10 protein-coding genes are annotated in these 12,583 nt (G+C 74.1%); 8 read left to right on the forward strand and 2 right to left on the reverse strand.

Features of this window, described 5'->3' with window-relative positions; translation table 11 throughout:
* The first annotated feature begins 32 nt into the window (after positions 1-32).
* The 6 genes from ABT158_RS05600 (at position 33) to ABT158_RS05625 (ending at position 7,441) form a co-directional block, all read left to right on the forward strand.
* Positions 33-794, forward strand: coding sequence for a FadR/GntR family transcriptional regulator (locus ABT158_RS05600; RefSeq protein WP_352351226.1), 762 nt, complete (start codon positions 33-35; stop codon positions 792-794).
* Positions 795-823: 29 nt separating this feature from the next.
* A complete protein-coding gene (locus tag ABT158_RS05605) occupies positions 824-1,807 on the forward strand; it encodes an adenylate/guanylate cyclase domain-containing protein (RefSeq protein WP_352351228.1) in 984 nt (327 codons plus the stop codon).
* The gene (locus ABT158_RS05610; protein ID WP_352351230.1) at positions 1,804-2,562 is read left to right on the forward strand and encodes an aminotransferase class IV; all 759 of its coding nucleotides are present in this window, start codon (positions 1,804-1,806) and stop codon (positions 2,560-2,562) included. The genes ABT158_RS05605 and ABT158_RS05610 overlap by 4 nt, the downstream gene beginning before the upstream one ends.
* 29 nt (positions 2,563-2,591) lie before the next feature.
* A complete protein-coding gene (locus tag ABT158_RS05615) occupies positions 2,592-3,563 on the forward strand; it encodes an LLM class flavin-dependent oxidoreductase (protein WP_352351232.1) in 972 nt (323 codons plus the stop codon).
* 119 nt (positions 3,564-3,682) lie between these two features.
* Positions 3,683-5,842 carry a choice-of-anchor J domain-containing protein gene (locus ABT158_RS05620; protein ID WP_352351234.1) on the forward strand — a complete coding sequence of 720 codons (2,160 nt, stop codon included), beginning with the start codon at positions 3,683-3,685 and terminating at the stop codon, positions 5,840-5,842.
* A gap of 87 nt (positions 5,843-5,929) precedes the next feature.
* Entirely contained in the window at positions 5,930-7,441 is a 1,512-nt protein-coding gene (locus ABT158_RS05625; RefSeq protein WP_352351236.1) for an acyl-CoA synthetase, read from the forward strand.
* A gap of 12 nt (positions 7,442-7,453) precedes the next feature.
* Here ABT158_RS05625 and ABT158_RS05630 read toward each other — a convergent pair whose 3' ends face one another.
* Entirely contained in the window at positions 7,454-9,064 is a 1,611-nt protein-coding gene (locus ABT158_RS05630) for a benzoate-CoA ligase family protein (protein ID WP_352351238.1), read from the reverse strand.
* Between the two features lie 88 nt (positions 9,065-9,152).
* Entirely contained in the window at positions 9,153-10,088 is a 936-nt protein-coding gene (locus ABT158_RS05635; protein WP_352351240.1) for a LysR family transcriptional regulator, read from the reverse strand.
* A gap of 67 nt (positions 10,089-10,155) precedes the next feature.
* Between ABT158_RS05635 and ABT158_RS05640 the strand changes: the two genes are divergently transcribed.
* Both ABT158_RS05640 and ABT158_RS05645 read left to right on the forward strand, forming a co-directional pair.
* Positions 10,156-11,352, forward strand: a complete 1,197-nt coding sequence (locus ABT158_RS05640; RefSeq protein WP_352351242.1) for an MFS transporter — start codon at positions 10,156-10,158, stop codon at positions 11,350-11,352.
* A gap of 37 nt (positions 11,353-11,389) precedes the next feature.
* Positions 11,390-12,583 (forward strand): S8 family peptidase, encoded by a 1,194-nt coding sequence (locus ABT158_RS05645; RefSeq protein WP_352351244.1) that lies wholly within the window; start codon positions 11,390-11,392, stop codon positions 12,581-12,583.

The following is a 12,583-nucleotide window of genomic DNA, read 5'->3' on the forward strand; positions in this document are numbered from 1 at the left end:
GTCCGTGACGGCTCGGGTCAAGGGGGCTTCCGATGGGTGCACGGTTCGAGCCGGTGCGGGCCGTACGCGCTTACGAGCGGGTCGTGGAACAGGTCGAGGAGGCCATCGAGAGCGGGGCCCTCGGGCCGGGGGCGCGGCTGCCGAGCGAGCGCGAGCTGATGGTGCAGTTCTCGGTCGGGCGCTCCACGGTGCGGGAGGCGCTGCGCGTGCTCCAGGCGCGCGGCCTGGTGCGGTCCCGGCCGGGCGATCCCAACGGCGCGGAGGTGCTGCCGTTCTCCCCCGCCGCATTACACAAGTCGATGACCACGCTGGCGCGGGTGGCCGAGCTGTCGCTGGCCGAGCTGGTGCAGTTCAGGATGGTGCTCGACTCCTCGGCCGTGCTGCTGGCCGCGCGGCTGCGCACCGACGAGCAGCTCGCCGCGATGGAGGCGGCGATCGCCGACATGCGCGCCGCCATGCGCGCCGCCACGGCGTCCGACCACGACGCCTTCAGCGCCGCCGACGTGGCCTTCCACGACGTCGTCGTGGCGGCCAGCGGCAACACGCTGATCCAGGTCTGCACCGACGTGGTCCGCTCGGTCGTGCTGGGGCTGATCGCCGGGAAGATCGCCGACGCGCCCGACCGTGAGTCGCTGATGCGGCGCAGCATCCGGCACCACGAGGAGGTGCTGGCCGCCGTGCGCGCCGGCGACGGGGCCTCGGCCGCGCGCCTGCTGCGCCGGTCGATGTACGACTACTACGCCGTCCACCTGCCCGACGCCGAGCGGCCCGCCCTGCGCGCCCTCCTGGAGTGACGCCCGCCACAGGGTGTTATGTTGCACGCGTGTCACGCGAGGACGGGGACGGGGTGGCGGAGGCGTTCCTGCGCGCGCCGCGCCGCTACACCAGCCACCAGGTGGCCCACATGGCCGGGGTCCCGGTCTACCGGGCGCGCCGGTTGTGGCGGGCGCTGGGGTTCGCCAACGTGGCCGACGACGCGGTCGAGTTCACCGACTCAGACGTCGAGGCGCTGCGCACCATGCTCGCGATGGTCAGCTCCGGCGCCTACGACGAGGAGCACATGCTGCTGATGGCCCGCTCGATCGGGCGGGCGACGGCCCGGCTCGCCGAGTCGCAGGCCGAGCTGGGCGCCGAGGCGCTCGACCAGGCGGGCGTGCCGCTGGCCGAACGCCCGCGGGCCTGGCGGCGGCGGGCCGAGCGGGTGGTGCCCGACCTGGCGCGGCTGCTGGTCTACGCCTGGCAGCGGCAGCTCGCCGCCGCCGCCGGCCGGCTGGCCGACCAGGACATGAGCGCCGTGCGCATGGCGGTGGGGTTCGCCGACCTGGTGGCCTTCACCCGGCTCAGCCGGCAGATCACGGCGACCGAGCTGGCCCGGCTGGTCGACAGGTTCGAGGGCCGCTCGGCCGACGTGGTCACGTCCTCGGGCGGGCGGGTGGTCAAGACGCTCGGCGACTCGGTGCTGTTCGTGGCCGACAAGTCGCACGTGGCGGCCGAGATCGCGCTGCGCCTGGTGGAGACCCACCGCGGCCGGGACATGCCCGAGCTGCGGGTGGGCCTGGCCGCCGGGCCGGTGATCTGGCGCATGGGCGACGTGTTCGGCACCACCGTCAACCTGGCCAGCCGGCTCACCGCGCTCTCCCTGCCGGGAACGATCCTGGCCGACCCCGAGATGGCCGAGGAGCTGGAGGGCGACCGGGCCTTCCTGCTGCGCGCGGTCGACCGGCTGTCGGTGCGCGGGCTCGGCGAGCTGGCGCCCTTCACGATCATGCGCGCGGGGGCCGGTGGACAGGACATGCTGGACACATGATCGTACGAGCGGTGGTCGAGGGCAGGCCGGTGGACGCCGACGCGCGCTTCGCGCTGGAGGCCCGCTACGGGCACTTCACCGCGATGCAGGTCAGAGACCGGCGCACCCGCGGCCTGGCCCTGCACCTGGAGCGGCTGGCGGCGGCCAACCTGGAGCTGTTCGGCGCCCGGCTCGACCCTGAGGCGGTGCTCGGCGCGATCCGGGCCGTGCTCGGCGACGACCTGCGCGACGCGGGCGTGCGGGTCTACGTCGTCGAGCACGACGGCCGCCCGCGCGTGGTGGCCACGGCCGCCCCGCCCACCGAGGTCTCCACCCGTCCGCAGCGCGTCACGGCGGTCGTCTACCAGCGTTACCTGCCGCACATCAAGAAGGCGGCCGGGTTCGCCCAGGCGCACCTGCGGCGGACCGTCGCGCCCCTGGGCTTCGACGAGGCGCTGCTGACCACCGCCGGCGGCCTGATCAGCGAGGGCGCGATCACGAACGTCGGCGGCTGGTCCGGCGGGCGCCTGGTGTGGCCGGACGCGCCGATGCTGCGCGGCACCGCCATGGGCCTGCTGGAAGGCATCGACGTGCCCCAGGAGCGCCGCCCGCTGCGGGTCGCCGACCTGCCGGGCTTCGACCTGGTGTTCCTGTGCAACTCCCACGGCGTGGTCCCGGTCGGCGAGGTCGACGGCGTCCCGCTGCGCCAGGACGGCCCGACGCTGGCCCGGCTGCTCTCCAGCTACGACGCCGTCGCGTGGGACCCGCTGGATTGATCCCGGGGCGTGCGGTGTTGCACGCAGGCGTGACCCTGTACTCGATTCTCGACCGTTCGCTCCTGCGCCGGGGCTCCGACGCGGCCACCGCGCTGCGGGACACCGTCGCGTTCGCCCGGCAGGCCGAGGAGCTGGGCTACCACCGGTTCTGGGTGGCCGAGCACCACAGCGTGCCCGGCGTGGCGGGGGCGGCGCCGACCGTGCTGGCCGCGGCCGTCGCGGCGGCGACCGGGCGGATCCGGGTGGGCACCGGCGGCGTGATGCTGCCCAACCACCGGCCGCTGGTGGTGGCCGAGCAGTTCGGCGTGCTGGAGTCGCTGCACCCGGGGCGGATCGACATGGGGCTCGGGCGTTCCGTGGGGTTCACCGGCGGCGTCCGGCGGGCGCTCGGGCAGGGCAAGGAGGCCGCGGACGGGTTCGGCGACCAGGTCGGCGAGTTGCTGGGGTACTTCACCGGCGGGCAGCGGACGCATCCGGGCGTGCACGCCGTCCCGGCCGAGGGGCTGCGTCCGCAGGTGTTCGTGCTGGCCATGGGGTCGGGGGCGGATCTGGCGGCGGAGCTCGGGCTGCCCATGGTGATCGGGGCCGGGCCGCGGGCGGTGGAGGCGGCGGCGCGCTACCGGGCGGGGTTCCGGCCCTCGGAGTGGGCGGCGCGGCCGTACGTGATGGCGGCGGTCAGCGTGGCGGTCGGGGCGACCCGCGAGGAGGCGGCGCTGCTCCAGCTGCCCGAGGCGTGGTCCACGGCGCGCTCGCGCACCAGCGGCGCGTTCCCGCCGCTGGCGCCGGCCGAGGAGATCGCCCGGCTGGAGCTGACCGGGCGGGAGCGGGCGCTGCTGGCGGAGGCGCTGAAGGGCCAGATCCACGGCACCGCGCCGGAGGTGGCGGTCGCGCTGGGCTCGCTGGTGCAAGCCACCGGCGCCGACGAGGTGCTGGTCACGATGAACACCTACGACCTGGAGCGGCGGCTGGAGTCGTACCGGCGGCTGGCCGTTCTGGTTTGATCGCCAATTCCACCGCGTTTTGTTGGCAAATGCCCCCATTGCGCGCGCCAATTCGGTTCCGGTAATTACCGGATGTCACCCCTGTTCCATCCGGGCAACACCCATACCTAGGGGGTTCAATGGCGCGCACCCGAATCATCGGAATCGCTGCCGCACTTCTCTTACTGCCCACGCTGACCGCGATACCCGCGTCGGCCGAGTCCCCGCAGGCGGCCGCCACGGCCGCGCCGCCGAGCGACGTCAAGGAGCTCACCCGCAAGGACTTCACCCTCGACGGCAAGCCCGTCAAGGTCCCCGCGAAGTACGAGGCCCGCAAGGCCACCGCCAAGGCCGCCGCCGAGACGCCGCCGGTCGGCACCGTACGGCAGTGGCTGGCCACGGACGACTACAACGGCCGCCTGTACCGCAAGGACTACACGCTGCGCGGCGTCGGCGACAAGATCGAGGTCTGGGTCGCCAACGACCTGGCCTTCCCGGCCGGCGACTGCCGGATGCAGGTGCCCGGGACGACGGAGATCACCGACGCCCAGGTCGCGAACCTGGTGCAGCAGTTCGACACGAACATGTACCCGAAGGAGACCGCGACCTTCAGCACGCCGCCGGACCGGGACGGCACGAACGCCGTGCTCGGCCCCGACGCCAACGGCAACGGCGGCGTCTACACCGGCGCCGGCGACCGCACGGTGACGCTGATCGACAACGTCCGGGACGACAACTACTACACCTTCCCGGCCGCGACCACGTACATCGCGGGCTTCTTCTCCTCGCAGTACAACGAGCTGCTCGACCGCAACGTGATGACGATCGACGCGTTCGACTGGCTGCACAGGACCGGCGCGAACCCGCCGGACAACCCGACCTCCGACGTGTGCACCTCGCGCTCGGCCCGGCCCTTCCAGTACGAGGGCGTCTTCGCCCACGAGTGGCAGCACCTGCTGCACTACTACACCGACCCGCTCGAGACCACCTGGATGAACGAGGGCCTGTCGGACTTCGCGATCTCGGTGACGGGTTACGGCAACCCCAAGGCCACGGTGTTCGAGAAGGGCTTCGACAACCACATCAACTGCTTCCAGGGCTTCGGCATCGTCCAGACGCCGTACAACCCGAACCCGCGCAACTGCGGCGGCCCGCAGAACTCGCTCAACCTGTGGGGCGACGGCGGCAACCCGGACGCGGTGCTGGCCGACTACGGCAACGCGTACTCGTTCATGCTGTTCCTGTACGACCGGTACGGCGCGGACTTCCTGTCCAAGCTGCACCGTGACGGCTCCCTGCAGGGCCTGGCCAGCGTGAAGGCGGCGCTCGGCAGCACGGACCTGTACCAGGTGCTGCACGACTACCAGACGATGGTGCTGGTGGACAAGGTCGTGGGCAGCCACGGCGTGGTGCTGGGCGTGCCGAAGAAGCGGGTGACGACCGCGAGCCTGAACTCCACGGTCAACCTCGCCAACCCGGCCGCGTACAACACCCCGGGGGCGGCCCCGAACGGCGCCGACTACGTGCAGATCCGCAAGCCGGGCGGCGCGGCGCCGACCTCGCTGTCCTTCCAGGGCGCCAAGACGCTGCCGCCGATCCCGCTGGCCTGGACCGTCGTCTCCGACGACCCCGACCGCGCGGGCAACCCGGTGCTGTGGTCGGGCAACGCCAGCAACCTCAACGTCGCCGCGGTGACCAAGGTGACGGTCCCGGCCGCCGACCCGACGCTGCGCTTCCTCGCCAAGTACGGCGCGGAGTCCGGCTTCGACTACGGCTACGTGATCGTCTCCACGGACGGCGGCAAGACCTACACCGCGATCCCCGGTGACAAGACGGTGGCCGGCCCGCTCGGCCCGGCCGTCAACGGCACCACCACCGGGTTCCAGCCGCACACCTACAGCCTGTCCGCCTACGCGGGCAAGGAGATCCTCGTCGGCTTCCAGTACGTCAGCGACGGCGGGGTCAACGAGGGCGGCTGGAAGATCGACGACGTCACGGTGGGCGCGACGGCGGTGAGCGACGGCGCCAGCCTGGAGCCGTTCGACTCCCCGACCGAGATCTCCCCGACGCCGGTCAGCAACTGGAACGTGCGTCTGGTCGGCCTGGACGAGCGGCACTCGGTGGTGCTGCAGGCCCAGTTCGACGGCAAGGGCTCGATCAGCCTCAACCGGCTGCAGCTCGCGCCGTTCGCGGTCTTCCCGTCGGTGGTCGCGATCGTGGCCTATGACGAGCCGACCGAGCAGGTCCAGCAGTACGCGCCGTACACGCTGAAGGTCAACGGCGTCACCCAGCCAGGGTGAGCCCGAGGAGGCGTCCGCCGGGGGTCGGCGGGCGCCTCCTTCGTCGGGTACGATCGCCGAACATCATTCGGCATGGGGGTGCCCAGCATGACCACGCGCCAGCACACGATCGGCGACCTCCTGCGGCGCTCGGCCGCCAGGTTCCCCGCCAAGACCGCCGTGATCTACGGCAACGTCCGCCAGAGCTACGCCGATCTCGACCTTGAGGTCAACCGCACGGCCAACGCGCTGGCGGCGCGGGGCGTGGCCAAGGGCGACCGGTTCGCCCTGTTCAGCCATAACAACCATGCCTTCGTGGTGGCCTACTTCGCGCTGGCCCGGCTGGGCGCGATCTCCGTGCCGATCAACTTCATGCTCGGGCCGCGCGAGGTGGCCTACATCCTGGAGCACTCCGGCGCGACGGGGATGCTGGCGGAGGAGGCGCTGCTGCCGGTGGCCGAGGCCGCGGCCGGGCCGGCCGTGCGGGTGCGCGGCGTGATCGGCGCGGCCGAGGGCTGGGAGTCCTTCTCCACCTGGCGCGGCGACGACGCCGAGCCGCAGGTCGAGATCGCCGCCGACGACCCGATCCAGCTCATGTACACCAGCGGCACCGAGTCCCGGCCCAAGGGCGCCACGCTGTCCAGCGGGAGCCTGCTGGCCCAGTACGTGAGCTGCGTCGTCGACGGCGAGATGAGCTCCGACGACGTCGAGGTGCACGCGCTGCCCCTCTACCACTGCGCCCAGCTCCACTGCTTCCTGACGCCCGGCATCTACCTGGGCGCCACCAACCTCGTACTCCCGGGCGCCGACCCGGCCTCGATCCTGGCCACCATCGAGGGCGAGCGCGCGACCAAGCTGTTCTGCCCGCCCACGGTGTGGATCGCCCTGCTGCGCCACCCCGACTTCGACCGCCGTGACCTGTCCTCGCTGCGCAAGGGCTACTACGGCGCCTCGATCATGCCGGTCGAGGTGCTGAAGGAGATCTCGGCCCGGCTGCCGGACGTGCGCCTGTTCAACTTCTACGGCCAGACCGAGATGGCGCCGCTGGCCACCATCCTGCGCCCCGAGGAGCAGCTGACCCGGCTGGGCTCGGCCGGGCGGCCCGCGCTCAACGTCGAGACCAGGATCGTCGACGACGAGGACCGGCCGGTGGCGCCGGGCGTGGTCGGCGAGATCGTCCACCGCAGCCCGCACGCCATGCTCGGCTACTGGAACGACCCCGACAAGACCGCCGAGGCGTTCCGCGGCGGCTGGTTCCACAGCGGCGACCTCGGCGTCATGGACGCCGACGGCTACCTCTCGGTGGTCGACCGGAAGAAGGACATGATCAAGTCCGGCGGCGAGAACGTGGCGAGCCGCGAGGTGGAGGAGGTCATCTACCAGCATCCGGCGGTCGCCGAGGCGGCCGTGTTCGGCGTCCCGGACGAGCGGTGGATCGAGGCCGTGACGGCCGCCGTGGTGCTGCGCGAGGGCGCGGGGCTGACCGCCGCCGAGCTGAACGCGTTCCTGCGCGAGCGGCTGGCCTCCTTCAAGACGCCCAAGAACGTGGTGTTCGTGGACGCGCTGCCGAAGAACGCCTCCGGCAAGGTGCTCAAGCGCGAGCTGCGCGACGCCTTCTGAGTCCGGGGGCGGTCACTTGCCGAGCAGGTCGGCGGCCAGTTGCCGGAGCACCGCGCGCTGGATCGTCCCCGTCGCCGTCCTCGGCAGCTCGTCCAGGACCAGCACCTCGTGCGGGAGCCGGCCGGCGGCCAGGCCCGCGCGGCAGAACGCGATGAGCTCGTCCGCGTCGATCGGGCGGCCCGGCCTGGGCACCACGCAGGCGACCGGCCGGTCCGTCCCGTCGCCGGCGTGGGCGACCACCGCGCACTCGGCGACCGAGGGGTGCTCCAGCAGGCGGGCCTCGGCCTCCAGGGGTGACATCCAGGCGCCGCCCGTCCTGACCAGGTCGCCGGAGCGGCCGAGGAAGCGGTAGGAGCCGTCGGCGTCGCGGGCGCAGGTGTCGCCGGTGCGCAGCCACTCGCCCTGGAACGCCTGGCGGGTGCCGGCGGTGCGGCACCAGTAGCCGGTGGCGATCGAGTCGCCGCGCACGTACAGGTGGCCGGGCTCGCCGTCGGGGACGGGCGCGCCGGCCTCGTCCAGGAGGCGCACCTCGTAGCCGGGCACGACCGCGCCCGAGCCGGCGGGGCGCCCCTGGCCCGGACGGCCGGAGAGGAAGACGTGCAGCGACTCGGCGGAGGCCAGACCGTCGATGAGGTCCACGCCGAAGCGGCCGGTGAAGCGGCGGTGGAGCTCGGCGGGCAGCGCCTCGCCCGCGGAGACGGCCAGGCGGACCGAGGCGAAGGCGTCCTTGGGGGCCTCGGCGGCCAGCAGCGCGGCGTAGAGCGGCGGGCCGGCGAAGAACAGGGTGGGGCGCTCGGCCAGCAGGCGTTCGACGACGCCGCCCGGGGTGGGCGCGGAGGGGTCGAGGATCGTGGTCGCGCCCGAGGCGAGCGGGAGGATCAAGGAGTTGCCGAGCCCGTAGGCGGAGAACAGCCGGGCCGCCGAGAAGCACCGGTCCTCGGGGCGCAGGCCGAGCACCTGCCGCCCGTACGCCTCGTGGACGTCGCGCAGCGCGCCGTGGCGGTGCATGGCCGCCTTGGGCGCGCCGGTGGTGCCGGCGGTGTAGAGCCACAGCGCGGGCGAGTCGGGCCAGGTGTCGTACGAGCCGGTCGCGCCCCGGCCGGCCTCCAGCACGTCCGACCACAGGCAGACCGGCACGCCCGGCTCGACCGCCGCCGACGGGCCCGCTCCGGTCGCGGTGGCGATGCGCGCGACGTGGCCGGGGGTCTGGCCCGCGTCGGTGAGCACGAGCGCCACGACCTCGGGCGCCGACAGCAGCGCCTCCTGCACGGCCGGCTCGAACTCGGGCGCGGAGACCACGATCCGCGCCCTGGAGTCCCGGATCAGCGCGCCCAGCTCGGCCCCGTCGTACAGGGCGGGCACCGGGACGGCCACCGCGCCCATCCGCAGCACGGCCAGGATCGTGATCAGCGTCTCGGGCCGGTCGGGCAGGACGAGCAGCACCCGCTCCTCCGGCCGCACGCCCATCACCCGCAGCCCGCCGGCCAGCTCGGCGACGTGCGTGGCGAGCTGGGCGTACGTCATGGCGCCCAGCGGCCCGGCGACGGCGACGCGGTCGCCGTGCCCGGCCTCGACCAGGCGGTCGGTGAGATGGACGCCGGCGTTGAACGACTCGGCAGGCATGGTCGTCCCCATCCGCAGAAGGGCGTGTGCAGCTGAAGTCTCCATACAGAATCGATGAGCCGTCAACTACTTCTGCGAGGACGGGTTGTCAGCAGGGCCGCAACCCCGGGCCGACGTCGGCCGCGCCGGAGCGCACGTGGTCCAGGAAGGCGCGCACGGCGGGCGTGAGCCGGGCCCCGGCGGGCCAGCACGCCCCGATCGTCCGGAACACCGGGGGCGACAGCGGGACCTGCACGACGCCCTCGGCGGGCGCCAGCCGGGGCAGCACGGCCACGCCGAGCCCGGCCGCCACCAGGCCGCGCACGGTCTCCGACTCCTGTCCCTCGAAGGCGATCCTGGGCGTGAACCCGGCCGCCGCGCACAGGTCGTCGGTGATCTGGCGGACGCCGTAGCCGTGTTCGAGCGTCACCAGCTCCTCACCGGCCAGCTCGGCGGGCCGCACCCGGGCGCGTCCGGCGAACCGGTGGCCGGGCGGCACGGACAGCACCAGCTCCTGGTCGGCGAGCGGGTGCCCGGCCAGGCCCGGGTCGCCGCCGGACAGGGGCGCGACGAACACCAGGTCGATCTCGCCCTCGGCGAGCGCGCGCAGCATGTCCTGGCGCGAGCCCTGCGCCAGGCTGAACCGCACGCCCGGGTGGCGCTCGCGGAAGCCCCGGATGAGCGAGGGGACGAGCGTGCGGCCCAGCAGGTGCAGGAACCCGAGCACGATCCGGCCGCTGCCCGGGTCGATCTCCTCGCGCACCTCGCGGGCGGCCGACTCCATGGTGGCCAGCGCCCTGCCCGAGGCGGCGGCCAGGACGCGCCCGGCCCTGGTCAGGCGGATGCCCCGCCCGTACGGGACGACGAGGGGCGCGCCGACCAGGTCGGCCAGCGCGGCCAGGCGGCGGCTGGCGGTGGGCTGCGGCATGCCGAGCAGCTCGGCCGCCCGCGTGACGTGCCCGGTCTCCCCCACGGCGGCCAGCAGGGCGAGCGTGGGAGCCAGCCCGGCGGCCAGCCGCTCGTCCACGAGATCGGATTCATCCACCACAGCATGAATTATGGCCCATTTCCGCATTGGACGTATTTATTAGCCTTGCTTAGCGTTTCCAGGCGTGGCGGTCATCGAAGCTCAACGAGTCGGCACCCGGCGGGCCGGTCCGGCCGTGGCGGCGGCCGGCGTCTCCTCCTTCGCCCTGCTGTACGCGCCGCAGCCCGTCCTGCCGCAGCTGGCCGCCGACTTCCGGCTCGACCCCGGCGGCGCGTCGCTGGCCGTCGGCGTGGCCACGGCGGCGCTGGCGGTGTCGGTGCTGCCGCTGGCCGCGCTGGCGGAGGTCGTCGGGCGGCGGCGGATGATCGTGTGGTCCGTGCTGGCCTCGGCGCTGATCGGGCTGGCGCTGCCGCTGGCGCCGACGTTCCCGGTGCTGGTGGCGATGCGGGCGGCGCAGGGGGTGGCGGTCGCCGGGTTCGCCGGGGTCGGGGCGGCCTACCTGGCCGATCTGGTGGGGGCGGCGAGGCTGGCCGGGGCGGTGGGCGTGATGATCGCCGGGAACTCGGTGGGCGGGATGCTGGGCCGGCTGGGCGCCGGGTTCGCCGCCGGGCCGTGGGGGTGGCGCGGCGCGCTGCTGGTGGTGGCCGGCCTGTCGCTGCTCTGCTCGGCGTACGCGGCCCGCACGCTGCCCGCCCCGCCGCCCGTCCTCCGCGCCCCGCGCGCCGGGGGCGGTGGCCGGATCGGGACGGCGCTGCTGGCGCCGTACACGGTGGGGGCGCTGGGCGTCGGCGCGTTCGTCGCCCTCTACAACGCCGCCTCCTTCCGTCTGTCCGCGCCGCCGCTGTCGCTCTCCCCCGCCGTGGCCTCCCTGGTGTTCCTCTCCTACGCCCTCGGCACCGCCTCCTCGGCCGCCGCCGGCCGGCTGGCGGACCGCCTGGGACGCCGGGCGGCCCTGGTCGCCGCCCTGGCCGTGACGGCGGCCGGCTCGGCGCTGACCGCGCTCGGCCCCCTGGCCGCGGTCGTGACCGGGTTCGCCGTGCTGACCGCCGGGTTCTTCGCCGCGCACGCCGTGGCCAACGCGTGGGTCGCCGCGCAGGCCCCGCCGGCCGCCCGCGGCCGCGCCGCCGGGATCTACACCCTGTGCTACTACCTGGGCAGCGGCGCGGGCGGCACGGCCGGCAGCGCCGTCTACGGCCACGCCGGTTGGACCTGGCTGATCGTCCTGACCTCGGCCTGGCTGCTGCTGGCGATCGTGGCCGTGCTCGTCGCCGGCCGGCGGCCGCGGGCTGTTGCCAGGCGACCCCGGCAGGAGTACGCCTGACATCACAGGGGTGGGCTACTCCCGGGAGGGGAAGACGATGGCCGACCAGTTCATCGTGTTGCGCGATCTGAGCAGGACCCGCATGGCCGCGCCGTTCGAGCGGGCCGCCGCCGTGGCCGAGACGCCGAGCGAGCCGCACGTCGAGGTCACCGGGCTCGGCAAGCGGGAGGTGGCCGACCTTGTGCGGGACCCGTCGGTGGCCGCGGTCGCCCGGCCGATGCCGACCACCGTCCCGGGCGCGCCCGAGGACGCCGAGGCCCCGCCGCCGGAGTCCGAGGCGGGCGCGCAGGTCACGTGGGGGGTGCGGGCGCTGGGCGCCGACGCCTCCACCCGTACGGGGGCGGGGACGGTGGTCGCCGTCCTCGACACCGGCATCGACGCCACGCACCCGGCCTTCACCGGGATGACGCTGGTGGAGGAGGACTTCACCGGGTCGGGCCGCGGCGACAAGGTCGGCCACGGCACCCACTGCGCCGGCACCGTCTTCGGCCGCCCGGTCGACGGCATGCGCATCGGCGTCGCGCCCGGCGTCGAACGGGCGCTGATCGGCAAGGTGCTCGGCGACGACGGCAAGGGCTCGACCGCCGCGACCGTCAAGGGCCTGCTGTGGGCGCTCGGTAACGACGCCGACGTCATCACCATGTCGCTCGGCATCGACTTCCCGGCCGCCATGCGGCAGCTGGAGGAGCGCGGGCTGCCGCAGTTCCTGGCCACGTCGATCGCGCTGGAGTCGTACCGGGCCACGTTGCGGCTCTACGACTCGCTGATGCGGATGATCGCGGCCAGGTCGGCGTTCGGCGCCGGCACGATCGTCGTCGCGGCCACGGGCAACGCCAGCCACCGGGAGCTGCGGCCGGACTTCGAGGTCGGGCCGGAGCTGCCGTCGGCCGCCGAGGGCATGATGGCCGTGGGCGCGGTGCAGCGGCTGCCGTCCGGGCGGCTGGCGGTCGCGCGGTTCTCCAACACCTTCCCGCAGGTGTGCGCGCCGGGCGTGGACGTGGTCTCGGCCCGTACCGGAGGCGGGCTGACCAGCAAGAGCGGCACCAGCATGGCTGCGCCGCACGTGGCCGGGGCGGCGGCGCTGTGGTGGCAGGAGCTGCGGGCGGGCGGCGACGGCGCGCGGGCCGCGGCGGTCACCGGCCGGTTGCTGCTGACCGCCGCGACGGACGTGTTCGTCCCGGACGCCGACACCGAGGACCTGGGGGCGGGGCTGGTCCAGGCCCCCCGCTGA

It is taken from the genome of Nonomuraea sp. NPDC001636, from assembly GCF_040298265.1.
In the GTDB taxonomy this organism is placed as follows: domain Bacteria; phylum Actinomycetota; class Actinomycetes; order Streptosporangiales; family Streptosporangiaceae; genus Nonomuraea.

Coding starts and splice junctions, on each gene's coding strand:
- ABT158_RS05620 (WP_352351234.1), top strand. CDS start 3,683: ATGGCGCGCACCCGAATCATCGGAATCGCTGCCGCACTTCTCTTACTG.
- ABT158_RS05630 (WP_352351238.1), bottom strand. CDS start 9,064: ATGCCTGCCGAGTCGTTCAACGCCGGCGTCCATCTCACCGACCGCCTG.
- ABT158_RS05600 (WP_352351226.1), top strand. CDS start 33: ATGGGTGCACGGTTCGAGCCGGTGCGGGCCGTACGCGCTTACGAGCGG.
- ABT158_RS05610 (WP_352351230.1), top strand. CDS start 1,804: ATGATCGTACGAGCGGTGGTCGAGGGCAGGCCGGTGGACGCCGACGCG.
- ABT158_RS05645 (WP_352351244.1), top strand. CDS start 11,390: ATGGCCGACCAGTTCATCGTGTTGCGCGATCTGAGCAGGACCCGCATG.
- ABT158_RS05625 (WP_352351236.1), top strand. CDS start 5,930: ATGACCACGCGCCAGCACACGATCGGCGACCTCCTGCGGCGCTCGGCC.